General features: G+C 73.6%; 17 protein-coding genes and 1 pseudogene. 1 reads left to right on the forward strand and 17 read right to left on the reverse strand.

All coding sequences use genetic code 11. The features are described from left to right. Positions 1 to 360 precede the first annotated feature (360 nt). The 9 genes and pseudogenes from scpB to pyrG all read right to left on the reverse strand — a co-directional run. Positions 361 to 996, reverse strand: a pseudogene (gene scpB, locus ABEA93_RS39775) (SMC-Scp complex subunit ScpB); the annotation flags it as partial. A gap of 932 nt (positions 997 to 1,928) precedes the next feature. Beyond that, entirely contained in the window at positions 1,929 to 3,266 is a 1,338-nt protein-coding gene (locus tag ABEA93_RS39780; RefSeq protein WP_345680876.1) for a segregation/condensation protein A, read from the reverse strand. A gap of 337 nt (positions 3,267 to 3,603) precedes the next feature. After that, positions 3,604 to 4,263 (reverse strand): hypothetical protein, encoded by a 660-nt coding sequence (locus ABEA93_RS39785; protein ID WP_345680877.1) that lies wholly within the window; start codon positions 4,261 to 4,263, stop codon positions 3,604 to 3,606. Next, positions 4,248 to 5,222: a ParA family protein gene (locus ABEA93_RS39790; RefSeq protein ID WP_231779721.1), complete on the reverse strand. Its 975-nt coding sequence runs from the start codon at positions 5,220 to 5,222 to the stop codon at positions 4,248 to 4,250. The genes ABEA93_RS39785 and ABEA93_RS39790 overlap by 16 nt, the downstream gene beginning before the upstream one ends. A gap of 368 nt (positions 5,223 to 5,590) precedes the next feature. Beyond that, a complete protein-coding gene (locus ABEA93_RS39795; protein WP_345680878.1) occupies positions 5,591 to 6,541 on the reverse strand; it encodes a site-specific tyrosine recombinase XerD in 951 nt (316 codons plus the stop codon). A 336-nt stretch (positions 6,542 to 6,877) separates the two neighbouring features. Next, complete coding sequence (gene ald / locus ABEA93_RS39800) at positions 6,878 to 7,993, reverse strand: alanine dehydrogenase (RefSeq protein ID WP_345680879.1); 1,116 nt, start codon at positions 7,991 to 7,993, stop codon at positions 6,878 to 6,880. Positions 7,994 to 8,302: 309 nt separating this feature from the next. Further along, positions 8,303 to 10,438: a tetratricopeptide repeat protein gene (locus ABEA93_RS39805; RefSeq protein WP_345680880.1), complete on the reverse strand. Its 2,136-nt coding sequence runs from the start codon at positions 10,436 to 10,438 to the stop codon at positions 8,303 to 8,305. Positions 10,439 to 10,648: 210 nt separating this feature from the next. After that, a complete protein-coding gene (locus ABEA93_RS39810; protein WP_345680881.1) occupies positions 10,649 to 11,272 on the reverse strand; it encodes an NUDIX domain-containing protein in 624 nt (207 codons plus the stop codon). Between the two features lie 82 nt (positions 11,273 to 11,354). Beyond that, a complete protein-coding gene (gene pyrG / locus ABEA93_RS39815; protein ID WP_425585260.1) occupies positions 11,355 to 13,064 on the reverse strand; it encodes a CTP synthase in 1,710 nt (569 codons plus the stop codon). Positions 13,065 to 13,513: 449 nt separating this feature from the next. Between pyrG and ABEA93_RS39820 the strand changes: the two genes are divergently transcribed. Continuing rightward, positions 13,514 to 15,379 carry a glycoside hydrolase family 15 protein gene (locus ABEA93_RS39820; RefSeq protein WP_345680882.1) on the forward strand — a complete coding sequence of 622 codons (1,866 nt, stop codon included), beginning with the start codon at positions 13,514 to 13,516 and terminating at the stop codon, positions 15,377 to 15,379. A gap of 44 nt (positions 15,380 to 15,423) precedes the next feature. Here the strand turns inward: ABEA93_RS39820 and ABEA93_RS39825 are convergent, their stop codons facing one another. From ABEA93_RS39825 to ABEA93_RS39860, 8 genes are all read right to left on the reverse strand, one after another. Further along, the gene (locus tag ABEA93_RS39825) at positions 15,424 to 16,566 is read right to left on the reverse strand and encodes a glycosyltransferase family 4 protein (RefSeq protein WP_345680883.1); all 1,143 of its coding nucleotides are present in this window, start codon (positions 16,564 to 16,566) and stop codon (positions 15,424 to 15,426) included. Further along, positions 16,559 to 18,400 (reverse strand): murein biosynthesis integral membrane protein MurJ, encoded by a 1,842-nt coding sequence (gene murJ, locus ABEA93_RS39830; protein WP_345680884.1) that lies wholly within the window; start codon positions 18,398 to 18,400, stop codon positions 16,559 to 16,561. The genes ABEA93_RS39825 and murJ overlap by 8 nt, the downstream gene beginning before the upstream one ends. Positions 18,401 to 18,420: 20 nt before the next feature. Continuing rightward, positions 18,421 to 19,383, reverse strand: a complete 963-nt coding sequence (locus tag ABEA93_RS39835; RefSeq protein WP_345680885.1) for a hypothetical protein — start codon at positions 19,381 to 19,383, stop codon at positions 18,421 to 18,423. Beyond that, positions 19,380 to 20,510, reverse strand: a complete 1,131-nt coding sequence (locus tag ABEA93_RS39840; RefSeq protein WP_345680886.1) for a copper transporter — start codon at positions 20,508 to 20,510, stop codon at positions 19,380 to 19,382. The genes ABEA93_RS39835 and ABEA93_RS39840 overlap by 4 nt, the downstream gene beginning before the upstream one ends. Next, positions 20,510 to 21,691 (reverse strand): putative cytokinetic ring protein SteA, encoded by a 1,182-nt coding sequence (gene steA, locus ABEA93_RS39845; RefSeq protein WP_345680887.1) that lies wholly within the window; start codon positions 21,689 to 21,691, stop codon positions 20,510 to 20,512. Before steA ends, ABEA93_RS39840 begins: the two co-directional genes overlap by 1 nt. Positions 21,692 to 21,960: 269 nt before the next feature. Further along, positions 21,961 to 23,718 carry a DNA repair protein RecN gene (gene recN / locus ABEA93_RS39850; RefSeq protein WP_345680898.1) on the reverse strand — a complete coding sequence of 586 codons (1,758 nt, stop codon included), beginning with the start codon at positions 23,716 to 23,718 and terminating at the stop codon, positions 21,961 to 21,963. Between the two features lie 22 nt (positions 23,719 to 23,740). After that, positions 23,741 to 24,757 carry an NAD kinase gene (locus tag ABEA93_RS39855; protein WP_345680888.1) on the reverse strand — a complete coding sequence of 339 codons (1,017 nt, stop codon included), beginning with the start codon at positions 24,755 to 24,757 and terminating at the stop codon, positions 23,741 to 23,743. A 159-nt stretch (positions 24,758 to 24,916) separates the two neighbouring features. Continuing rightward, positions 24,917 to 25,720: a TlyA family RNA methyltransferase gene (locus ABEA93_RS39860; protein ID WP_345680889.1), complete on the reverse strand. Its 804-nt coding sequence runs from the start codon at positions 25,718 to 25,720 to the stop codon at positions 24,917 to 24,919. Positions 25,721 to 25,747 lie beyond the last annotated feature (27 nt).

The raw sequence follows: 25,747 nt of genomic DNA on the forward strand, positions 1-25,747 counted from the left end.
CGCCGCCTCGGCCGGCGGCGGCCCGGCGGCCCGCGCCGCCGCCGCGTCCCCCGGACCCGCCGCGCGCACCGCGCGGGGCGCCCGAGCGCTCGTCGCGGTCGTTGCCCGCGCCGCGGTAGTTTCCGCGGCCGGAGCCCTGCCTGCCTGTGCCAGCCATCAATCGTCCGTAGTCGTCTGACCGGTCTCCTCGTCCGGGGCCGGAACTGCCTCGGGCACGGACGCACTACCGGTGTCGGTGGGGTCGGGTGCCGCGGGGGCGGGATCGGCCGGAGCACCGTCCGTGGGCTCCTCGGCATCCGCCGCCGCGGGGTCTTCCCCACCAGTATCCCCGGTTCCGCCGCCCCCGGCTGCCACCGGGCCGGGCGAGCGGACCGGGAAGCCGTCCAGGCCGCCCTCGGTCTCCGCTTCCAGCGCCTCGACCTCGGGCAGGAACGGGGCCAGCTCGGGCAGCTCGTCGAGGCTCACCAGCCCCATGCGCTCCAGGAAGAAGTCCGTCGTCCGGTACAGGAACGCGCCGGTGTCCGGCTCGACCCCGTACTCCTCGACGAGACCGCGCGCCAGCAGGGTGCGCATGACGCCGTCGCAGTTCACGCCGCGCACCGCGGAGATCCGGCTGCGGCTGACCGGCTGCCGGTAAGCGACCACGGCGAGAGTCTCCAGCGCGGCCTGGGTCAGCTTGGACTGCTGCCCGTCGAGGACGAACTTCTCCACCGCCTCGGCATGCTCCGGCCGCGTGTAGAAGCGCCAGCCGCCCGCCACCTGCCGCAGATCGAAGCCCCGGCCCTGGTCGGTGTACTCCTGCGCCAACTCGCGCAGCGCGGCCAGCACCGCCTCGGTCGGCTGTTCGAGCACCTGCGCCAGCACGATGTCCGGGACGGGGCTCTCGACCACCATCAGCACGGCTTCGAGCTGGGGCTTGAGGTGGTCGGGATCACCGAAGGGATAGGGGGTCGCGTCGGTGGCGGAGGCAGCGTCGGCTGCGGCCGGTTCCGGCATCGGGCTCGGCTCGGTGGCGGGAGCCGGAACGGTCGGGGCGGCGGCCGTGGCACTCTCCGCGGCGGGGTGGGACGGCTCGGGCCGGGCGTTCCCCGTCGGGTGGGCGGCGACCGGTTCGGTTCCCGGGCCCGGCTCCGCGGCCGGGGCGGGGACGATCAAGGTGGGAGCGGCGCCCGACGCGGGGCCCGGCACGGTCGGGGCGACGGCTGCCGCACCCGGCGCCCCCGGGTGGCGCGGCCGGGACTGTGCGCGTCGGCCCGGGTCCTTGACCTCGGGCGCCGGCCGGTCGGTTGCGAACGCGTCCGCTCCCTCGGGGCCCGACACGGCAGCGTCCGGCGCGTGCGGGTGGGCGTGGGCCTGCGGGTCCGCCCCGGCGGTAGTGCCCGGCTCGGCGGCGGTGTCGGAAACGGTGGCGGTGTCGGAAACGGTGGCGGTGTCGGAAACGGTGGGCGGCGAGGCCGCGGCGGTCGGAGCGCCCGGGCCGTCCGGGTGAGGCTGTGCGTGCCGGTCCGGGCCGGCCGCGGCGGAGCCCTGTCCGGCGGCCGGGTTCGAGACGACCGGCGGCACGGCGGCCGCTTCGTGCGACCGGAGTCGGGCGTGCCCCTCCTGACCCGCGCCGGAGTCCGCACCGGCCGCGGACCCCTGCTCGACGGCGGAATCGGGCACGCCGACCCGCAGTTCCATGGCGTTCGGCTCCCGCGATCCGGGCTCGGGGCGGGAGCGCTCTGCTGCACCGGTCGGGTCCGACCTGTCCGCGTCCGTGCCCGTCTCCGCGGCATCGCGTACGTGGTCCCCCGGCGCGGTTCCCGGGGTTGCCTCGCGCTGGAGCGGAAGACCGGCCGCCGCGTCGGGGACGTCCGCCGCGTGCGGCCCGGCGGGCGGCTCGGCGGCGGGCGGCTCGTCCGGCGGCTCGATCCAGAATCCGTCGTCGGTCATACCTGAGCCTCCACGTCCTGCCCGTCCGCCACGTCGTCCGCGGCCTCCTCGTCGTGCCCGTCCCGCTCGTCGTGCCGCTGGTGTGCGGCGCCGTCGGCCATCGCGAGGATGTCCGCCGCGGTGACCACGTCGCCCGGGGCCGGGCCGGCCGGCTCGTCGTCCGCGTCCGCGCCGTCCGCTTCGTCGAATTCGGCACCGACCTGCGGGGCGTCCGTGTCGCCGCCGGTCCAGCGCACGTGCAGTTCGCCGAGCGCCTCGACCTGGTCGAACCCCACCGCGGCCTCGCGGAACAGCTCCAGCAGGCACAGGAACCGCGCGATGACGTGCAGCTTGTCCGGGCAGTCCGCGGTGAGCGCGCGGAACGTCAGCGCGCCGTGCCGCCGCAGGCGCTCGACGACGATCGCCGACTGCTCGCGCACGCTGACCCGCTGCACGTGGATGTGCTCGATCGAGACCAGCTTCGGCGACTTCGGCGCCATCGCCCGCGCCGCGAGCCGGGCGAACTTGTCGAGGTCCATCTTGATGACGATCTCGGGCAGCAGACCCGTGTAGCGGTCTTCGAGGGGCACGTCGCGCGGGTAGCGGCGCCCTTCGTTCGCCCACCGCTCGTCGAAGATCGCCGCGATCTGCTTGTACGCCCGGTATTGCAGGAGCCGCGCGAACAGCAGGTCGCGGGCTTCGAGCAGCGCGAGGTCTTCCTCGTCCTCGACTTCGGCGGCGGGCAGCAGCCGCGCGGCCTTGAGGTCGAGCAGGGTGGCCGCGACGACGAGGAACTCGGTGGCGACGCCGAGGTCCCAGTCGGGGCCTTGCGCGCGGATGTACGCGATGAACTCGTCGGTGACCTTGGAGAGCGAGACCTCGGTGACGTCGAGCTTGTGTTTGGCGATCAGCCCGAGGAGCAGGTCGAAGGGGCCTTCGAAGTTGTCGAGGCGGACGGCGAAGCCCTTGTGGTCGGCGGCGGTGCCGTCGGCCGCGGCCTCGCCGGGTGCCGCCTCGCCGTCCGGAGCCCCGTCACCGTCCGGTGCCTCGTCCTCGCCCGGCGCTTCGTCGTTCTCCGGTGCCGCCTCGCCCTCCGGTGCCGCCTCGCCGCCCGGTGCCGCAACCCCGTCGCCCGCCCCGTCGCCCGCCTCGGCTTCCGCCGGGACCGCTTCGTCCGCGGTGTCCGGAACCGGCCCGTTTGCCGGCCCCTCGTCCGCGGTAGCCGGGTCGACCGCACCCGTGCTCTCCGCGGCCGGCTCCCAGGCCTCCGCGCCCGCGGCACCCTGCGTCGGGACGGCAGCGGGCCCGCGGCCGAGCGAGCGGCGGGCCGGGGGGACGGAGTTCGCAGTGGACATCGGGTTCCATGGTGCCGGGAATCGGGCATACCGGCAGGTTGCCCCGCCGCGGGACTCTGGATTTTCCAGCCAGGGACGACGGTGGGCAAGCCGCCCCCGCGAAATCCGGCCCGCCCGGCCTACGGCTTTCCCCGCGCGGGAATGGCGGATCGCGGCCTGGCGGCCTCGCACGGGCAAAGCTCTGGCGGGAGCCGGTTCGGTGCTCGTACCGTCGATGTGGCGTCTTGGGCGGCGCCGGCCGGCAAGCCCCGGTAGACACAACGGACGCGGACCCCGACCGGCAAGGCCCACGCCCTGCCGTCCGAGATCCGCGTCCGCAAAAACCCCGACCGGGCCCTCAGTGCCCCGGTCCACCGCCCCGCAGCCGTCGCACCAGAATGCTCGCCTCGCCGCGGGCCTCCAGGTCGGCCAGCACCACGGCAATCGCCTCGCGCACTATCCGGCCACGGTCAACCGCGAGCCCGAAGTCCCCGCGCAGCGTGAGCCGGGCGTGTTCGAGGTCCATCAGTTCCTCGGCCGACACGTACACGGTGATCTTCTCGTCGTGCCGCTCCCGGCCGCTCGGCCGCCGCTGGACGCGGCCGCGCCGCGGTGCGGGGCGGGCCGCCGCCGCGTCGCGGGCCTGGGCCGGCGGCGGGACGGTGCGCTCGGTGGTGCGGGCTTCCTGCGCCTGGGCGCTCATCGCGTCGGCGGCCGCGGCCGCCGCGGCGGACGCCGAAACGGTGCCGTCCCCGACGGAGTTCCCCGCACCAGCCGCCTCGGCTTCCGCGTCGGGTCCGGCCGACGGCGCGGGGACCGCGCGGACGTGCCCGTTTCCGGACACCCCCGGCACCCCGGACGCCCCGGGCGTTCCGGCCGCTTCGGGCGCGGCGGTTCCGACCGCCGGCGCCGGGCCGGAGCCGTCCCCGTTCGGACCGGGCTGACGCGGGGTCAGTCCGGCGCCGCCGGTGGTGCGGAACAGCTCGTCGGCGCCCGGCAGACTCACTCGGCGCGGCACCGGGCGAGCACCTCCCTCGCAAGCTGGCGATACGCGGCGGCTCCCACGGAGTTCGACGCGTACGTCGTGATCGGTTCCCCGGCGACGGTGGTCTCCGGGAACCGGACCGTGCGTCCGATGACCGTGTGGAACACCTGTTCGCCGAACGCCTCGACGACGCGGGCGAGCACTTCGCGGCCGTGCACGGTGCGCACGTCGTACATGGTCGCCAGGATGCCGTCGAGCACGAGGTTCGGGTTGAGCCGCTCGTGCACCTTCTCGATCGTCTCGGTCAGCAGCGCGACACCGCGGAGCGCGAAGAACTCGCATTCCAGCGGCACGATCACGCTGTCCGCGGCGGTGAGCGCGTTGACCGTGAGCAGACCGAGGGACGGCTGGCAGTCGATGATGATGTAGTCGTAGTCCTGCACCAGCGGCCGGATGGCACGTGCCAGCGTCGTCTCGCGCGCGACCTCGGTGACGAGCTGGACTTCGGCCGCCGAGAGGTCGATGTTGCTCGGCAGCAGGTCCATGCCCGGGATGATGGTCTTCAGCAGGACGTCGTCGGCGCTGAGGTGCGACTCCATCAGCAAGTTGTAGACGGTGAGTTCCAGCTCCATGGGGTTGACGCCGAGGCCGACCGAGAGGGCGCCCTGCGGGTCGAAGTCCACGAGCAGCACGCGCCGTCCGTACTCCGCGAGTGCGGCGCCCAGGTTGATGGTCGACGTGGTCTTGCCGACGCCGCCCTTCTGGTTGCACATCGCGATGATCTTGGCGGGGCCGTGTTCGCTCACCGGTCCGGGGACCGGGAAGTACGGCAGCGGACGGCCGGTCGGCCCGACGCGCTCGCGGCGCTGGGTCGCGGCGTCGGGGGCGAGGGTCGCGGCGTACTCGGGGTCGGGCTCGTAGTCGGCGTCCGGGTCGAACGGACCGCCGCGCAGCTCTTCGGCGTACCGGAGTTCGTCGTCGTAGTAGTACATGTCGTACGCGTATTCGTCCGACTCGACCCCGCGCGGGCCCGAGTCGACCGCAGAACCTTCCGCACCCGCATGGTCGGCCGTCGACGGGAGCGCGCCGTCGCGCATCCCCTGCTGCTCCGCGGCAGAGCCCGGCGCGGGGATCCCCGCTCCGCTGCCCTGAACCGACCCACGGGGGGCCTGGGCCGACGCTGGCTGGGCACCCCCGGGAGCAAATGTCGACTCATTCACAAGTCGTCTTACCTCCTTGCCGACCAGGCCATTTCTTGCTTCGTCAGCGTGACGATCCAGTGCTGACGGTTCGCGACTCTATGGCGTGTCGCATGGTCGCAGCAAGGCGAACCGCCCGACCCATGCAACATCGCACCGGTTCAGTCAAGAGCCCGCGGGTGGGAAGCTGCGTACACCTCGCGAAGTCGATCAATCGTGACCAGCGTGTAGACCTGAGTGGTCGTCACCGATGCATGTCCCAGCAGTTCTTGGACAACTCGGACATCCGCTCCTCCGTCCAGCAGGTGCGTCGCGAACGAGTGCCGCAACGTGTGCGGCGACATCGGCTCGGTCAACTGCGCGCGCTTGGCGGCCGATCCGAGCACCGTCCAACCGCTCTGCCGGGACAGCCGGCCGCCGCGGGCGTTGAGGAACAACGCGGGGCCACCGCGACCGTTTCCGACCAGATCCGATCGGCCGCGTCCGAGGTACGCGCCCACCGCTTCCGCGGCATACGAACCGACGGGCACCACACGCTGCTTGCCGCCCTTGCCGGAGAGGACCACGGTACGGGCCGTCAGATCGACATCGTCGATATCGAGACCGACCGCTTCGGAGATCCGCGCCCCGGTGCCGTACAGCAGTTCCAGCAGGGCCCGGTCGCGCAGTCCGAACGGCGGGTCCGCCGCACCGGCGGCCGCCAGCAGCGCCTCGACGCGGTCCAGCGGCACGGCCTTCGGGAGCCGCAACGGCGGTGCCGGCGGGGCGATTTCCCCCGCGGCGTCCCGTTCGACCCGGCCTTCCCGCAGCCAGAACTTGTGCAGCCCGCGGACCGCGACCACCCCGCGCGCGGCGGAGGATTCCGCGAGCGCGGGGCCGTGATCGTCGCCGGTACGCAACGCGCCTGCGTAGGCGGCGACATCGGCCGCGGTGACGTCCGCCGGATTACGGTGGCCGAGGCCGTCAAGAAAGGCCAGATATCGCCCCAGGTCGCGGCGGTAGGCGGCGAGGGTGTTGGGGGCCAAGCCTCGTTCTACGGCAAGGTGGTCAAGGTAGGCCCGTGTCGCGTGGGTCAGCGTTTCGGACACCCGGGCTCCCTCGACGGTGCTCACCTTTGCTGGGCCCTCCCTCTCCCGCCGCGGGTCCCCTCCCCCACCCCCGCCGCCACCGCGAGTCTCGTCCGCGCCGCCGACTGCCGTCCAACGCGAAAGAACCAGCCTGTGGACGGCAACCCCGACGGGTGGTTCCCGCGCAGGTTATCCACAGCAAAACGCGCGATGCCGGTCCCACGCCATTGTGGGACCGGCATCGCGCGTCACGCGGCACGGCGCGAGCGGCCGTCGGGGGCCGCCCGCTCGCGCCGGCGAAGACCGCGGCGACGACAGGGGCGCGCCGCCGCGGGGGTCGGCCGGGCCCTCAGGGGAGGGGGCCCGGCCGATGTTCGGAGATCAGGCGAGCAGCTGCGGGATCTCGACGTAGCCCAGGCCGTGCGCCTCGGCGACGGCGCCGTTGGTGAGCTGGCCCTCGTGGGTGCTCAGGCCGAGCGCGAGCGCCGCGTCGTCCTGGCACGCCTTGCGCCAGCCCTTGTTCGCGAGCGCGACGATGTACGGCATCGTCGCGTTCGTGAGGGCGTAGGTGGAGGTGTGCGGCACCGCGCCCGGCATGTTGGCGACGCAGTAGAAGATCGAGTTGTGGACCTTGTAGACCGGGTTGTCGTGCGTGGTCGGACGCGAGTCCTCGAAGCAGCCGCCCTGGTCGATGGCGATGTCGACGAGCACGGAGCCCGGCTTCATCTTCGCCACCAGCTCGTTCGTGATGAGCTTCGGGGCCTTGGCGCCCGGCACCAGCACCGCGCCGATGACGAGGTCGGCGTCGACGACGGCGCGCTCGATCTCGTAGGCGTTGGAGGTGACGGTCTGCAGGTGGCCCTGGTAGATCCGGTCGGCCTGGCGGAGCGTCTCGATGTTCTTGTCGAGCAGCAGCACCTCGGCCTGCATGCCGAGCGCGATCGCCGCGGCGTTCAGGCCGGACACGCCGGCGCCGATGACGACGACCTTCGCGGCGTACACGCCGGAGACGCCGCCCATGAGGGTGCCGCGGCCGCCGCCCTGGCGCATCAGGTGGTACGAGCCGACCTGCGGGGCCAGCCGGCCCGCGACCTCGGACATCGGGGCGAGCAGCGGAAGCTGGCCGCCGGGGAACTGGACGGTCTCGTACGCGATGGACGTGGTCCCCGCCGCGAGCAGCGCGTCCGTGCACTCGCGGGAGGCCGCGAGGTGGAGGTACGTGAACAGGGTCTGGTCCTTGCGGAGGCGCCCGTACTCCTCCGCGATGGGCTCCTTGACCTTGAGGATCAGCTCACCGGTCTCCCACACCGCGTCGGCGGTGTCGAGGATGGTGGCGCCGGCGGCCACGTACTCCTCGTCGGTGATGGAGGAGCCGACACCGGCGTCCTTCTGGACGAACACCTCGTGGCCGTTGCGCACGAGTTCGTGCACGCCGGCGGGCGTGATCGCCACGCGGTACTCGTGGTTCTTGACCTCGCTGGGAATGCCGACCTTCACGGCTATCCACGTCCTTACGTACAGAGGGTTGAGACGCCGTCGGGGAAGCTGTCCGGCGGACCCGCGGGCAGGCTGAGGCGCACTGCCGTCACTCCGAGGCACACCTAGCTTAATGCGGTCCCAACACCCTGCCAACCTTACAAAGTGCCAGTGAATGCAGCACATTGTTTGGCTTTCCCAGGTTGGGACGCCCGTGGAGGGGTTCTGAGCTGCTGTTTGTGGCGTACCCGTGCGCATGGGGACTCACGCGGAATGCCCGCGCGCGGGCAGCAGAAAGCCGCCGGGGACCCCGGCGGACGGTGGTGCGGGTCACTCCCCGCGTTGCGCGGGGACTCCGGGCTGCGCGTCCTCGTCCAGCAGACGCCGCATCTCGTCGGCCTGGGGGACGTCGCTGACCAGGGCGAGCGCCTGGCGGCGGCGGGCCCGGGCCTCGCCGGGGTCGCCGGCGTCGTCGAGGAGGTCTGCGGTGCGCAGCAGGGTCAGTGCTTCGAGGCGTTCGTCGCCCGCGGTGCGGAAGGCTTCGACGGCGTCGCGGTAGACGGTGAGGGCTTCGCGGGTGCGTCCGGCGTCGCCGAGGCATTCGCCGATGTCGGCGAGGACGCGGCCGACGTGCGCGTGGTCGCCGAGGCGGCGGCGGACGCCGAGGGCGGCGCGGTGGTCGCGGAGGGCTTGTTCGAAGCGGCCCATGCGGGCGTGCAGGCGGCCGAGGTGGGAGAGGACGCGGGCTTGGCCGTCGGCGTCGCCGGTGGTGCGGCGCAGCAGGAGGGCGCGGTCGTACCAGTCGGCGGCGCGCTGCAGGTCGCCGAGGTCGGCGTAGGCGTTGCCGAGGTTGACCATGGCGCGGCCTTCGCCGGCCGGGTCGGCGATGGAGCGGGAGACCTCGAGGGCGGCGCGGTAGCAGGCGAGGGCTTGTTCGAGTTCGGCGCGGGCGACGTGCAGGTTGCCGAGGTTGAGGAGGGCGACGGATTCCTGGCGGCCCGAGCCGTGCCGGCGGGCGGTGGCGAGGGCGAGTTCGTGGAGTTCGCGGACGTCGCGCCAGTGCGCGCGGCGGTCGAGGATCCGGGTGAGGACGGCGACGAGGCGGCGGGTGGGTCCGTCGAGCCCGGCGGACGCGGCGACGCGGGCGGCGGCGAGGAGTTCGGGGCGTTCTTCGCGCAGCCATGCGCGCGCGTGCGCGGGCGATTCGAAGCGGACGTCGGCGGGGACTTCGCGGCCGCGGCCGGCGAGGGTGTGCTCGGCGGCGCGGGCGAGGCGGATGTACCGCTCGAGGAGGCGGACGCGGGCGGTGCGGCGTTCGCCGGGGCGTTCTTCGGCGTCGAGGCATTCCTGGACGTAGCCGCGCAGGAGTTCGTGGAAGCGGAACCGGCCGGGGGTGGGGCCGGGTTCCAGGAGGTGCAGTTCGCACAGTTCGGCGAGGGAGGTGGCGGCGGCGTCGGGTCCGCAGTCGGCGAGCGCGGCGGCCGCGTCGGAGCCGAATTCGCCGCCGGGGACGAGTGCGAGCAGGCGCAGCAGGCGGGCCGCGGAGGGCACGAGTTCGCGGTGCACGAGGGTGAAGCAGGCGCGCAGCGCGAGTTCGGTGGCGGGGCAGGTGCTCTGCACGCGCAGGCGTTCGGCGCGCAGGCGGCGGGCGACGTCGGCGAGGGCGTATTGCGGGCGGGCGCGCAGCCAGGCGCCGGCGAGGTGGACGGCGCCGGGGTGGTAGTCGCACAGCGACAGGAGTTCGTCGGCGGCGCGGGGGTCGCAGGCGACGCGGGTGTGTCCGGCGAGGGAGCCGAGGAGTTCGGCGGCGGCGTCGGGTTCGAGGACGTCGAGGGCGCAGGCGCGGACGACGGCGGCGCGGCCGAGGCCGGTGAAGGGGGTGACGCTGGTGGCGACGACGAGGGCGGTTTGGCTTTCCGGGAGTAAGGGCCGCAGTTGGCCGGCTCCGGCGAGGTCTTCGAGGAGGAGGAGTATCCGCCGGTCGACGACGAGTTCGCGGAAGCGGCGGGTGCGGTCGTCGGTGCCGGACGGCACGTCGCGTTCGCCGAGCGCGTGCAGAAAGGATTCGAGGACGTCGGCGGGCGGGACGGTCTCGCCGCGTGCGCCGGTGAGCCGCGCGTACAGCACGCCGTCGGGGAAGTGCGGGGCGAGCCGGTGGGCGAGCAGCACGGCGAGGCTGCTGCGGCCGATGCCGACCGGCCCGGACACGGCCACGATGCGGTCGGGCGGCAGCAGCGAGGCGGTGCCCGGCGCGGGGACGGCGGCGCCGGGTCCGGTGACCCAGCCGTAGAGGGTGCGCAGTTCGTCGGTGCGGCCGACGAATCCGAGCGGTGCGGGGGGCAGTTGGGCGGGGCCGAGGCGCAGCGTGGGGACGCCGGATTCCTCGCCGGCCCGCGGTCCGGGGACGGCGGTGTTCCGCGCGTCGTCGCCTCCGGCGACGGCCGTGGATTCACCCGCTTGGATCACTGCCGACGACCCCCTGTTCCCAGCCCCCAGACAGCCTTACGGCGCAGGTTAGCGAACCGGTGGAGCCGGGTGCCGCGCGACGCACCCCTACCTGGGGATGACGCTCACCAACGCCACCCCCTCGTGCAGCATTCCCCGGACCAGAACGCCCGGACCAAAACGGCCGGACCAGAACGCCCGGACCAAAACGGCCGGACCAGAACGCCCGGACTAAAACGGCCGGGCCGGCCACGGCGCGTCCGCCGGCCGCAGAGCGTCCAGTCCGCCCGGCCGGTTCCGTGCCGCGTGCAGGGCGAGGACGCCCGCGCACAGCGTCGGGTTGTGCAGGTCGCCGGCCAGCACCCGGCCGATCAGCTCGTCGGCCGGCGCCCAGGCCAGCTCGAGGTCGAGTTCCTCGCCGTGCGCCTGGTACCGCTCGCCTTCGACCTCGCTCAGTCCGCGGGCGAGGAAGACCCGGATGGCCTCGCTCGACGAGCCGGGGCTGTTGTACAGGTCGACGAGCACGTGCCAGTCGTCGGCCTTGTGGTGCGCTTCCTCGTACAGCTCGCGCTGCGCGGCGAGCAGCGGCGGCTCCCCGGCGACGTCGAGCAGCCCGGCGGGGACCTCCCACAGCTTCTGCCGCACGGGGTGGCGGTACTGGCGCAGCACCAGCACGCGGTCGTCGGGGTCGAGCGCGATGACGCCGACCGCCCCGGGGTGGACGAGGTAGTCGCGCCGGGCCGGGGACCCGTCCGGCATGGTGACGACCTCGGTGCGGAGTCCGGTCATGCGGCCCTGGTAGGGCGTCGACGATTCGGTGACCGGCCATTCCGCGGGGCTGTCTGCGATGTCCATGGGCAAAACCTAGTGGAACGTGCGGCGGGGGCGGATCCGCGTCGCCGATCCGCCCCCGCCGTGTCACCGCATGTGCGTGCCGCTACCCCGCGACCTCCGCCGCCGCGCGGTCTTCGCCGGTCACGCGGCGCACCGCTGCCGCGACCAGGCCCGCGAACAGCGGGTGCGGGCGGGTCGGGCGGGACTTGAGTTCGGGGTGGGCCTGGGTGGCGACGAAGTACGGGTGCACGTTGCGCGGCAGCTCGACGTACTCGACGAGGCGGCCGTCGGGCGACAGGCCGGAGAACACCAGGCCGGTGGCTTCGAGCTGCTGGCGGTAGGCGTTGTTGACCTCGTAGCGGTGGCGGTGCCGCTCGAACGAGTGGTCGGCGCCGTAGACCTCGGCGGCGATCGAGCCGGACGTGAACTTCGCCTCGTACTCGCCGAGCCGCATGGTGCCGCCCAGGTCGCCCTGGCCGGCGACGATGTCGAGCTGGTCGGCCATGGTGGAGACGACCGGGTGGGCGGTCTGCTCGTCGAATTCGAGGGAGTTGGCGCCGTCGAGGCCGGCGAGGGACCGGGCGGACTCGATGACCATGCACTGCAGGCCGAGGCAGATGCCGAGCGTGGGGATCTTGTGCTCGCGCGCGTACTTGATCGCCTGGACCTTGCCCTCGACACCGCGGTCGCCGAAGCCGCCGGGCACCAGGACCGCGTCGACGTCCGCGAGTTCGCGGGCGGCGCCCTCGGGGGTGGCGGTGTTGTCCGAGGTCACCCACTTGATCTTGGCGCGCACGTTGTTGGCGAAGCCGCCCGCGCGGATGGCCTCGGTGACCGACAGGTAGGCGTCCGGCAGGTCGATGTACTTGCCGACCAGGGCGACGGTGACCTCGCGCTCCGGCTGGTGCACGCGGCGCAGCAGGTCGTCCCAGGTCGACCAGTCCACGTCGCGGAAGTTCAGGCCGAGGCGGCGGACGACGTAGGCGTCGAGGCCTTCGGCGTGCAGCACCTTGGGGATGTCGTAGATCGACGGCGCGTCGATGGCGGCGACGACGGCTTCCTCGTCGACGTCGCACATCAGCGAGATCTTGCGCTTGATGTCCGCGGGCACCGGGCGGTCGGCGCGCAGCACGACGGCGTCGGGCTGGATGCCGATGGAGCGCAGCGCGGCGACGGAGTGCTGGGTGGGCTTGGTCTTCAGCTCGCCGGACGGGCCGATGTAGGGCAGCAGCGACACATGCAGGAAGAACACGTTGTCGCGGCCGACCTCGTGCCGGATCTGCCGCACCGACTCCAGGAACGGCAGCGACTCGATGTCGCCGACCGTGCCGCCGACCTCGGTGATCACGATGTCGACCTCGTCGCCGGCCATCTGCCGGATGCGCGACTTGATCTCGTTGGTGATGTGCGGGATGACCTGGACGGTGTCGCCGAGGTACTCGCCGCGCCGCTCCTTGGCGATCACCGACGAGTAGACCTGGCCGGTGGTGACGTTGGCCGAGCCGTGCAGGTCCTCGTCGAGGAAGCGCTCGTAGTGGCCGATGTCCAGGTCGGTCTCGGCGCCGTCGTTGGTGACGAACACCTCGCCGTGCTGGAACGGGTTCATCGTCCCCGGGTCGACATTCAGGTACGGGTCGAGCTTCTGCATCGTCACGCGGAGCCCGCGCGCCTTGAGCAGCGCGCCGAGGCTGGATGCCGTGAGCCCCTTGCCGAGCGAGGAGGCGACACCCCCGGTGACGAAAAGATGCTTGGTCGGCCGGGTGCGAGCCGAACGCGCGCCGCGCGTCGGACTGCCGGGCGTCTGCACTGCCAAGGAGGGGCTCCCGTGGGGTCGATCCGAAGGGGGAATCCGAGGGGGATTCGGAAGGGGGGAGGCCTTGGTCGCGGGCCGTCCCTTCAAGTCCACGGGAGTCCAGGGTAACAGCGCACGCGGACATCGTCCCGTAGGCGGAGCCGTCACCACGGAGGACGATCCACCATATTCGGAGCGTGACAATCCGTGCCTACCGCCCCTCGCATAGCATCGGAAAGGAGGGCAGTTCCGGATGAACTCCCCCGCCTAGGCCACGCAGAGTCACGGAGTGGCCGCCACCACGGCTCCGGTTCGCGTACCCTGATCAAGGACTGCGCGTGCCCTTCGAGGGTCGGCCGGTCGTCCCTCCAAGCTCGTTCCAGCCCGTTTCACCCGCCTTCAGTTCGTCTCCTTTCCAGACCCATCTTCTCCAGGCACAGCGCCGGACATCGGCAGGACGGATTTCCCGCGTGAGCAATCGCATCGAGGACTACGCCCTCATCGGGGACATGCAGACCGCCGCTCTGGTGGGCCGCGACGGCTCCGTGGACTGGCTGTGCCTCCCCCGATTCGACTCCCCCGCGATCTTCGCGGGACTGCTCGGCACCGAGGACAACGGCTATTGGAAGATCGCGCCGTTGTCCGGCGGGGTGTCGACCCGCCGCCAGTACCAAGGCGACTCGCTCATCCTCGAATCCGAGTGGGAAACGCCCCGCGGCACGATCCGCGTGACCGACTTCATGCCGCCCTCGGACGAGCTGATCGGCGCACCCGCGATCGTGCGCATCGTCGAAGGCATATCCGGGCAGGTCCCGGTGCGCTCCGAGATACGCATGCGGTTCCACTACGGCAAGGTCGTCCCCTGGGTCCGCCGCCACGACGACGGCCGCACCGTCGCCGTCGCCGGCCCCGACTCGGTGTGGCTGCAGAGCGACACCGACCACTACGGCCGCGGCATGACCACCTACGCCGACCTCACCGTCGGCCCCGGCGACCGGCACGCCTTCGTGCTCAGCTGGTGGCCCTCCCACGCGCAGCCGCCGCTGGGCACCGACGCCGAGGAAGTCCTCCAGGACACCCAGCTGTTCTGGCAGGACTGGGTCTCCCGGTGCACCTACGACGGCCCGTGGCGCGACGCGGTCGTCCGCTCGCTCATCACCCTCAAAGCGCTCACCTACGCGCCCACCGGCGGCATCGTCGCCGCCCCCACCACCTCGCTCCCCGAGGACGTCGGCGGCGTCCGCAACTGGGACTACCGCTACACGTGGCTGCGCGACGCCGCGATGACCCTGTCGTCGCTCGTCCGCACCGGCTTCCTGGAGGAAGCGACGGCGTGGCGCGAGTGGCTGCTGCGCGCGGTCGCCGGCGACCCGGAGAACCTGCAGATCATGTACGGCGTCGGCGGCGAACGCCGGCTCACCGAGTACGAAGCCGACTGGCTGCCCGGCTACGAGCACTCCAGCCCCGTCCGCATCGGCAACGCCGCCGCCGAGCAGTTCCAGCTCGACGTCTACGGCGAGGTCGTCGACGCCCTCCACCACGGCCGCCTGGCCGGCATGGAAGGCCACGACAACGCCCACCAGCTCCAGCTGCGCCTCATGGACTTCCTCGAGGACAACTGGCGCAAGCCCGACGAGGGCATCTGGGAAGTCCGCGGCCCGCGGCGGCACTTCGTGCACTCCAAGGTGATGGCGTGGGTCGCGGTCGACCGCACCATCAAGCTGCTGGAGGCCGGCCCCGGCGACAGCGCGGCAGCGCACCTGGAGCGGCACCTGGAGCGGCTGCGCGGCGTCCGCGACGAGATCCACCACGAGGTCTGCGAATACGGCTACGACGCCGAACGCAACACCTTCACCCAGTACTACGGCTCGCTCGAACTGGACGCGTCGCTGCTGCTGATCCCCCAGGTCGGGTTCCTTCCGCCGGACGACAAGCGCGTCGTCGGCACCATCGAGGCGATCCAGCACGAACTCACCGAGGACGGCTTCGTGCGCCGCTACCCCACGCGCGGCGAAAGCGTCGGCCTCGACGGCCTGCCCGGCGACGAAGGCGCGTTCCTGGCCTGCTCGTTCTGGCTCGCCGACGACCTGGCGATGATCGGCCGCGTGGAGGAAGCCCGCGAACTGTTCGAGCGGCTCCTCGCGCTGCGCAACGACCTCGGCCTGCTCGCCGAGGAGTGGGACCCGCGGCTCGGCCGCCAGGTCGGCAACTTCCCGCAGGCGTTCAGCCACGTGCCGCTGATCGACACGGCCCTGCGGCTGACCTCGCTGTCCCGCGCGGAAAAGCGGGCGGCCGGAGGCAGTTCGCGCGCGGCGTCGGACGACGACCTGCACTGAACCGCCCTCGGCGGAGGCCGACGGAGTGAACCGGGGAACTCGGGTCAGATCGGCCCGAGTTCCTCGTACACGCTGAGGACCTGGCTGACCGTGTCCGACTCGTCGGGCCACGTCTGCGCCTGCGCCGGTCCCGCCGCGGCGAGTCCGGCGCGGCGGGAGCCGTCGGCCAGCAGCCCGGCGACGGCGTCGGCGAGCGCGTCGACGTCGCCGTGCGGCACCAGCACCGCGGCGTCGCCGACGAGTTCCGGGATGCCGCCGACGTCGGTCGCGACCAACGGGACACCGCCGCGCAGTGCTTCCTGCGCGACCAGCGAACGGGCTTCCCAGCGGGACGGCAGCACGACGACGTCGGCGGCGGCCAGCAGGTCGGCGACGTCGTCGCGGTGGCCGAGGAGCCGCACGGGCAGGTAGTCGGCGTCGATGCGGGCCTGGAGTTCCTCACGCATCGGTCCGTCGCCCGCGATCACCAGCAGCGGCACCGGTTCGAGCGTGGTCCAGCGTTCCGCGGCGTCGAGGAGCTGCGGGTAGGACTTCTGCGGCGCGAGGCGGCCGACGGCGAGCAGGATCGGGCGTTCGGTGCTGCTCAGTTCGGCGCGGACCGCGGCCCGGTCGCGGCGCGGCGCGGGCAGCAGGGGCGCGCCGACGGGACCGAGGCGGGCGTCCGCGGCGCCGAGTCTGCGGGCCCGGTCGACCAGGTCGCCGGACGCGCCCAGGACGACGTCGGCGATGCGCACCGCGCGGCCTTCCATCAGGTGCGCGAATCCGGCGCGCGGCCCGGTGGCGAGGACGGCGTTGTGCAGGGTGAGCACGACCGGGATGCGGCCGGGGCGGCGGCGGCCGAGCGCGCTGCCCGTGACGAGTCCGGCGCGCAGTCCGTGGGCGTGCACGACGTGCGCGTTGGCGCAGGCGTCGCGGAGCGCGCGGGCGGCGGCCATGTCGGACGGGCGGGGCGAGTTGCCGATCTCGACGGGCACGAACCGGGCGCCGGCGTCGGCGAATCCGAAGTGCTCGCCGGTGGCCGCGGGGGCGGCGACGGTGACGGCGACGCCGTGCGCGGTCAGGCCGCGGACGAGCGACAGCACGTGGGCGCCGATGCCGCCGGTGGACGATCCGAGCACGAGGACGGCCCGCAGCCGTGCCGGTCTGGTGCGGCGGTCCTCCGGTGTGGCGGCCGTCGGGTCAGGCATCGCGGTTCCTCCCGTTGTCGTGCTCGTTCCGCCGTGCCGGGCTGTCGTTCCCGGGGCCGATACCGCCGGTCCCGGGGTCGCCGGGCCCGGCCGCGGGGGCCGCGTCCGGTGCGGACGGGCGGCCGGCGGGGTGCGCCGCCGGATCCGGACCGGTGTTTCCCTCCGCGGCCGTGGTGGTGCGGCCGCGGCGCAGCAGCCGTCGCGCGTCCGCACCCGCGAACGGGTAGACGGCGGCGGCGAACACCGCGGCCCCCAGGATTGCGGCAGCCGCCCCGATGATCAACGTGTAACCGGTACCGCCCGTTCCGGCGGCGGCCGCGAGCCCGGCCCCGGCGGCACCGCCGAGGGCGGCTGCGGCGAGTCCGGCGGCGGTCGTGCGGAGGGCGCCGTGCAAGGCGGCGCGGCCGACGGTGCGCGCGGTGGCCCAGGCCAGCAGCAGTCCGGCGACCGTCATGCCGAGGGTGTTTCCGGCGCCGAGCGCGGCGACCGTCCAGCTTTCCGGCACGGCGCGCACGAGCGCGACGTCGGCGGCGACGGCGGCGGTCCAGCCGAGGACGACGGCGCCCGCGGAGGCGCGGCCGTGGCCGCGCGCGTACAGGGCGCGGCCGAGGTGCGCGACGAGGCCGTACCCGGCGAGTCCGGGAGCGAAGGCGAGGAGGGCGCGGCCGAGGACCGCCGGGTCGGTGTCGGTGCCGGTGCCGATCTGGGCGAAGAACCGGCCGACGGGGTACGCGGCGGCGGCGAGGATCGCGGTGCCGGCGCAGGACACCAGCAGGACGGCGCGGGTGGTCGCGGCGCTCGTGGCGGCGAACGCGGGGTGGTCGCCGTCGTGCGCGGCGGCGCTGAGCCGGGGGAAGGCGCTGGTGGCGATGGGGACGGCGAGGACGGCGTACGGCAGGACGTACACCATCCACGCGTTCTGGTAGGCGACCGCGCCGCCGTCGGGTCCGTAGGCGTTGACGAGCATGAGGACGGCGACGGTGGCGAGCTGCTGGGCGACGAGGGTGGCGATCCCGGCGAGCGCGAGCGCGCGGGCGCGGACCGCGACGCCGTCGGGGAACCGCAGGGTGGGGCGCAGCCGCAGGCCGGTGCCGCGCAGCGGGACGAGGGTGCACAGCGCGAGGGCGAGGACGCCGGCGGTGGTGCCGAGGCCGAGGAGGAGGGCGCTGCCGTGCGGGAATCCGGCGAGGCGGTCGCGGGAGCCGTCGAATTCGGCGGCGAACGCGAGGTAGACGCCGGCGACGACGATGCTGGAGAGCAGGGGGGCGACGGCGGCGGCGGTGAACCGGCGGTGGGCCTGCAGGATGCCGGCGGAGACGACGGCCAGCCCGTAGAGCACGATCTGCGGGAGGAACGCGAGCAGGAACGACGTGGCCAGGTCGAGCATGCCGGGCACGTCGGCCTTGTCGCGCAGCAGCAGTTCCATGAGCGGCCGGGCGAGGAACACGCCGGCCAGAGCGACCGGGACCAGGATGAGGACGGTCCAGGTGAGCAGCGCGGAGGCGGTGCGGCGGGCTTCGCCGTCGCGGCCGCGGGCGAGCGGTCCGGCGAGCAGCGGCACGACCAGGCTGGCGAGCGCCCCGCCCGCGACGATGTCGAAGACGATGTTGGGGACGTAGTTGGCCGTGGTGTAGGCGGTGCCGAGGTTGTTCTGGCCGACGGCGGCGTTGAAGACGAGCTGGCGGCCGAACCCGGCGAGGCGGGCCAGCACGGTGAGGACGGCGATGAGCGCGGCGGCGCCGGCCAGCCCGCGGACGAGCCGTCGCCGCGGCGGCGGGTCGGCGTGCGGGGGCGAGGCCGGGCAGGCCGGCCCCGGGTGGTGGTGGGTGGTCATGCGGCGGGCCGCCGGTGGTCCTAGGGCGCCGTCGCCGCGGCATCGGCGGACGCGGCGGGTGCCGCGTCGTCGGCGGGCGGGCGCGGCGGCGCGATCGGGCGGCGGCCGAGCATGTCGATGCGGTCGAGCGCGGGCGTGCGGGCGATGACCTTGGTGAAGCTGACCTTCTCGCTGGCCAGGGTGAGCCCGGTCAGGACGGCGGCGCGCAGCACGAGGCCGGTGCGGGACGCGCCCGCGGCGGCGGCCACGCCGAGCGCGGCGCCGAGCGCGTTGGCGCCCGCGTCGCCGAGCATGGCCTTCTCGTCGAGGTCTTCGGGCAGCAGCGCGGCGGCGGCGCCCACCGGGGCGGCGGCCAGCCGGTTGCCGCGCAGCACGGGCAGGGCGCCGGCGAGCACGGTGACCTTGGCGGCGCGGCCGGGGCGCAGGTCGAACAGGTTCACGGCGTTCGCGGATCCGGCGACGACGATGCCGGCGAGGATCTTGTCGACGGGCTTGCTCTGCACCATCGCGCCGGCGATCAGGCCGGTCGCGCCGATGCCGAGGACCTTGACGGTGCCGCTGGTGAGCTCGCCCTTGGCGAGCGCGCCGAGGTGGCCTTTGAAGCCGCGCTTGTCGGTGGCGCCGAGCATGTCGTCGTAGGTGCCGAAGCCGGCCGCGGCGGCGGTGGCGAACGCGGCGGCGGCGCGGTGCCGGGCCGGGACGCCGGGCGCGGTGGCGGCGGCGACCGCGCTGCCGAGGGCGGCCGCGGGGCCTTCCAGCAGGGTGACGACCTCGCCGCGGTGGTTGCGGCGCTCCCACAGCGCCGCCTCACCGGGTGTGAAGCGGTTGAGCAGCGTGTAGCCGAAGCGGGCGGCGGTGCCGCCGACCAGGGCGGTGCGCACCGCGTGGCGCAGCGTGGACCGCTTGCCCTTGGCGGCCTTCGCGGACTTCGCCGACTTCGTCTTGGCCCGCTTGGTGTGCGCCGTCGTCTGCACCGTCGTCACGACGTTTTCTCCGTCTTCTCCTCGGGCAGTTTGGGCAGCCAGCCGTCGGCGCCCGTCAGCCCGTACTGGCCGGACTTGCCTTCCTTGGACTCCACCACGAGTGCCCAGTCGACCGAGACCTGGCCCTGGTTGGTGTCGGCTCCGTCGACCGAGGAGACCACCTTGGCCGTGCGGTCGTCGCGGCGGAGCGCGGCGAGGGTGCCGCCGTCCTGGGTGGCGGTGGTGTCGCCCGCCATGACCGTACCGTCGTCGGCGGCGTCGAGGGTGCGCGACAGCCCGAGGTAGATCTGGTTGGTGCGGCCGGCGTCGTTGCCCTGGAGGGGGCCGGAGGGGGCGATGACGACGGCGAGCGTCGCGCCCTTCTCGGGGTTGCCCTTGACGTCGACGAACCCGGCGGACTTGAAGCGGGTGAGCACGGCCGCGGCCTGCTCGGTGGCGCTGGTGTTGGGGGCGCCCGTGGTGGGCGCGCCGGTGCCGGGTGCCCCGCTCGCGGGCGCGGTGGGGGTCGTCGTGTGGCCGGTGGCCGGGGTCGTCGTGGGGCTGCCGGTGGGCGGCGTCTCGGTGACCGGGGCGCCGGCTTCGCCGGTCGCGGTGGGGTTGGGGGTGCCGCCCGTGCCGGTGGAGCTGCTGCCGGCGGTGCTGCTCTTGTGCACGAGGGCCTGCGCGAGCGCGGCGGCGGCCCGGTCGTAGGACGTCTGCCCGGAGACCGAGTATTCGCCGGATGCGGTGAGCAGGGTGCTCTCCTTGGCCGGGTCGGTCCACGCGGACTTGACCGCGACGGTTCCGGTGACGGTCGCGCCGGACTGCTGGAGGGTCTGCGTGGTCGCGTCGGTGATGTCCGAGTCGGCGCCCGGCAGGGTCACCAGGACCACCGACCGGCCCTTGAGCAGGTCCTTGACCAGCTGCGGTTTGCTCTCGTTGATGAAGCTGTTGAGCTGGTCGTTCTCCGTCCGCGCACTGCTCAGGTCGTGGCGCAGGCCGTCCGCGGTGCGGCTGAGGTTCCGGATCTGCCCGTCGAGGTCCTTGGACACGATGTCGGCGAGGAAGGAACTGCCCAGCACGAGGCCGACCGACAGCGCGAGGAACACCGCGATGATCGAGACGACGTGGTAGCGGAAATCGATCATTACGAGAAGATCCCCTGGAGCCAGAAGACGAACGAGTCCCACTGGGCCCGGAACACGTGGTAGTACGCCTGGCCGAGCGGGCTCACCCGGACGGTCACCGCGATGGTGATCAGTGCCGCCAGGCACATCACCAGCAGCGACGTGGTCGAAATGCGGCTGCGGTACAGGCGGCTGACGCCTTTCGCGTCGACGAGCTTGCCGCCGACGCGCAGCCGGGTCAGGAACGTGCTCGCCATGCCCGCCCGGCCCTTGTCGAGGAATTCGACGAGGGTGGCGTGGGTGCCGACCGCGACGATCAGGTTGGCGCCCTTGTCGTCGGCGAGCAGCATCGCGATGTCCTCGCTGGTGCCGGTCGCCGGGAACGGCACGCCGTCCAGGCCGAGTTCCCGCAGCCGTTCCATGCCGGGCGCGCGCCCGTCGCGGTAGGCGTGCACGACGATCTCGGCGCCGGAGCGCAGAGCGTCGTCGGACACCGAGTCGAGGTCGCCGATGATGATGTGCGGCTTGTAGCCGGCTTCCAGCAGCGCGTCCGCGCCGCCGTCCACGCCGATCATCACCGGCCGGTACTCGCGGATGTACGGGCGCAGCGCCGCGATGTCCTCGCGGTAGTGGTAGCCGCGCACCACGATGAGGACCTGCCGGCCGTCCATGGGGGTGCGGATCGCGGGGACGCCCACGCCGTCGAGGAGCAGGTCGCGTTCCTCGCGGATGTATTTGAGGGTGTTCTCCGCGAACGCCTCGATCTGCTCGGACAGGCCCGCGCGGGCCTCTTCCATCGCGGCGCGCACGGACTCCTTGTCCAGGAGGGTGCCGATCGCGACGGGCCGGTCGCCGCTGTAGAGGACGTTGTCCTCGATGCGGACGAACTCGCCTTCCGGAAGCCGCCCTATGACGCCGTTGCCGACGTCGTCGAGGAGCGGGATGCCGGCCTCGACGATGATTTCCGGCCCCATGTTGGGATACCGGCCGCTGATGCTGGCGGACGCGTTGACCACCGCGGAGGGCCGGCAGGCGACGAGCGCGTCGGCCGCGACCCGGTCCAGGTCGACGTGGTCGATGACGGCGATGTCGCCGGGCTGCAGGCGTTTGGTGAGGTCCTTCGTGCGCCGGTCCAGCCTGACGACGCCGGCGATGCCCTCATATTCGGGCATGCGGCGTCGGCGGAGCACGGGAATCCTCATCGCGGTCATCCTGCCATGCAAAGAGTCCTGGTCAGGGCAGTACGGGTGGCGCCACCGGCCCGCCGCGACGCCGCGCGCCGCCCCGGTGCACGGCCGTTCCCAACCCGTTACGGCCTCGTGACCGCGGGCCGGGAACTTCCCGTCGGACCAGCACCGGAACAGGGGACGGCGGGCGGTCGCGCAGGGGGTCTAGCGGGGCTTTTCGCACGCCCTCGCGGCGTCCGCTCCGCACGTCCCCGGCCGATCCGCGGCCGGGGACGTGGGACGCGTCACTTTCCGCGCTTTCCGGCCTTCGCCGGGCCCACCGCCTTGGCCTGCGCGGCGGTGTCGAGGAGTTCCTCGGCGTGCGCCCGGCCCAGCTCGGAGTCCTCCAGGCCGGCCAGCATCCGGGACAGCTCGCGCACCCGGGCGTCGTCGTCGAGCGCGACGACGCCGGACCGGGTCACCGTCCCGTCGTGCGACTTCTCCACCACCAGGTGCCGGTCCGCGAACGCGGCCACCTGCGGCAGGTGCGTCACCACGATGACCTGCGCGTTCCGCGCCAGCATCGCCAGGCGGCGGCCGACCTCGACGGCGGCCTTGCCGCCCACGCCCTGGTCGACCTCGTCGAACACGAACGTCGGCACCGGGTCGGCGCCCGCGAACACCACCTCGACCGCGAGCATCACCCGGCTCAGCTCACCGCCGGACGCGCCCTTGTTCAACGGCCGCGGCGGCGCCCCCGGGTGCGGGGCGAGCAGCAGCTCGACCTCGTCCACGCCCGACGGCCCGTAAGCCAGCAGCCGTCCGTCCACGGCGAGCCCGTCCGGGTCCTCGACGCCGGTCACCGCGACGGTGACCCGCGCGTGCGGCATCGCCAGCGCGCCCAGTTCCGAGGTCACCGCGTCCGCGAACCGGTCCGCGGCCGCCTTCCGGGCCTGCGACACCTCGCCGGCCAGCTCGGCCAGCTCGGCCCGCAGCGCGTCGCGTTCCTCGGCCAGCTCGCCGACCCGGTCGTCGTCGCCGTCCAGCTCGGCCAAGCGCAGCGCGGACCGCTCCGCCCACGCCAGCACCTCGGCGATGTCCGACCCGTACTTGCGGGTCAGCCCGGACAGGGCCGCGCGGCGCTCCTCGGCCGCGGCGAGCCGCACCGGGTCCGCATCGACGCCCGCCGCGTACGACGCCAGCTCGGTCGCGACGTCGGCCACCAGGTAGCCGACCTCGCCGAGCCGCTCGGCGAGCGCGGCCAGCGCCGGGTCGTGCCCGGACACCGCCTCCACCGCCCGGCGGGCCGCGCCGATCAGCGTCGTCGCATCCACGCCTTCCAGCGCGGTCTCCGGATCGAGGATCAGCGCCTCGTGCGCGGTGGTCGCCGCGGTCCGCAGCGCGTCCGCGTGCCCGAGCCGCTCCGCTTCCGCGGCCAGCTCGGTGTCCTCGCCGGGCAGCGGCGCCAGCGCCTCGATCTCCCCCAGCCCGAACCGCAGCAGGTCGGCCTCCTGGGCCCGCTCCCGGGCCCGCGTGGTGATCGTCTCCAGTTCGGCGGCGACCTGCCGAAGCCGCTTGTAGACCCGCCCGTACGAGGCCAGCGGCTTGGCGACCGCCTCGCCCGCGTACCGGTCCAGCGACGCGCGCTGCCGGGACGGCCGCAGCAGCCGCTGCTGGTCGGTCTGGCCGTGCACCGCGATCAGCTCGTCCGCCAGGTCCGCGAGCAGGCCCACCGGCACCGACCGGCCGCCGACGTGCGCCCGGCTGCGGCCTTCCGCGGACAGCGTCCGGGTCAGCAGCAGGGTGTCCTCGTCCAGATCGGCGCCCGCATCCGCGGCCCGCACCGCGGCCGGCGCGTCCGCGGCCAGCCGCACCCGGCCCTCCACGACCGCGCGGCCCTTCCCGGTCCGCACCAGACCCGCGTCCGCACGCCCGCCGAACAGCAGGCCCAGACCGGTCACCACCATCGTCTTGCCCGCCCCGGTCTCCCCCGTCACCACGGTGAAGCCCGACGCCAGTTCGACCACGGCGTCGTCGATGACTCCGAGGCCCTGTATGCGCATTTCTTCCAGCACGGCGACGACCCTACGGGTTCTTCGGCCCCGGGACGGCGTCCCGCGGGGAAACGACGGAATCGGGCCCGGTCCCCGGAGAACCCGGCAGCTCACCGGCCTCCGGCAGGTCCGCGGCCTCGACGGCCTCGGGAGTGTCGTGCGGCCCCCCGCGCCACCCGCGCACCGGCAGCGCGAACTTCGCCACCAGCCGGTTCGTGAACGGCGCCTCGTGCAGCCGGGCCAACCGGATCGGCTCGGCACCGCGCCGCACCTCCACCCGCGCCCCCGGCGGCAGATCCACCGTGCGCCGCCCGTCGCACCACAGCACGCCCTTCGGCGTCTCCGGCAGCACCTCCACCGCCAGCACCGAACGCGGCGACACCACCAGCGGCTTCGCGAACAGCGCATGCGCACTGATCGGCACCATCAGCAGCGCCTCGACCTCCGGCCACACCACCGGGCCGCCCGCCGAGAACGCGTACGCCGTCGAACCGGTCGGCGTCGCACACACCACGCCGTCCCCGCCCCACCGCGACAGCGGACGCCCGTCCACCTCCGCGACCAGCTCCAGCATCCGCTCGCGCGACGCCTTCTCCACCGCGGCCTCGTTCAACGCCCAATTGGTGGCCACCACGTCGCCGTTGACCCGCACCACCACGTCGAGCGTCATCCGCTCCTCGACCTGGTAGTCGAACCGCACCACGCGGTCCACCACCTCGCCCAGGTCCTCGCGCTCGGCCTCGGCCAGGAAACCCACCCGGCCCAGGTTCACCCCGAGCATCGGCACCCGCGCGTCCCGCACCAGCTCCGCGCCGCGCAGCAGCGTCCCGTCGCCGCCCAGCACGATCGCCAGCTCGCAGCCCTTCGCCGCGCCCGGCTCCGCCGGCACCACCTCGATGCCCGGGTGCGGAAGCAGCTCCTCGGCCTCGGCCTCCAGCACCCGCACCACGATGCCCGCCTCGACCAGCCCGTCGACGACCAGCCGCGCGCTGCGCAGCGCCGCCGGACGCCCGGTGTGCGCGACCACCAGGACAGTGCGCCCCGTCATGCCATCGCCCGCCCGTCTCCCCGTACCTGAGCCGTCGTTGCCGTCGTTCCCGTCAACCGCATCGCGCGACCGTATCGCGCCCCACCGCCATCGCCGCGCCGCATCCACCGGACGCGGCGCGGACCGCACCGCGCGGACCCGCACCACCGGGCAGCCCGGTCACTGCGGGCCCTCCGCGACCGCCCGCGCCACATCCGCCGGATCCAACGCGGGCGCGCCACGGCGCAGCCACACGAAATACTCCACGTTCCCCGACGGCCCCGGCAATGGGCTGGCGGTCACACCCAGCACGCCCAGCCCCAGCCCGGCGGCCTGCCCGGCCACCGTCCGCACCGCTTCCGCGCGCAGCTCCGGATCCCGCACCACCCCGCCCGAGCCCAGCCGCTCCCGGCCGACCTCGAACTGCGGCTTCACCATCATCACCAGGTCCGCGTCCGGCGCCGAGCAGCGCACCAGCGCGGGCAGCACCAAGCCCAGCGAAATGAACGACAGGTCGCCCACCACCAGCCCGGCCGGCTCCCCCACCTGATCCGGCGTCAGCTCCCGGACGTTCGTGCGGTCCCGCACCGTCACCCGGTCGTCACTGCGCAGCGACCACGCCAACTGCCCGTAGCCCACGTCCACCGCGACGACATGCCCGGCACCCGACCGCAGCAGCACATCGGTGAACCCGCCGGTCGACGCACCCGCGTCGATGCAGCGCCGCCCCTCGACCACCAGCCCCTGCGGCACGAACGCGGCCAGCGCACCCGCCAGCTTGTGCCCGCCGCGCGACACGTAGTCCGGATCCGCGTCGTCCTTCGCCACCACCACGGCCGCCGACGTCTCCACCTGCGTCGCCGACTTCGTCGCCGTCGCCCCGCCCACCGACACCCGGCCCGCGGCGATCAACTCCGCCGCATGTTCCCGGGACCGCGCCAATCCCCTGCGCACCAGCTCCGCGTCGAGCCTGCGTCGTGCCACGGTCCCTGCCCGCCTCGATCTCGAATT

This window comes from Yinghuangia aomiensis (genome assembly GCF_039542225.1).
Taxonomy (GTDB): Bacteria; Actinomycetota; Actinomycetes; order Streptomycetales; family Streptomycetaceae; genus Yinghuangia; species Yinghuangia aomiensis.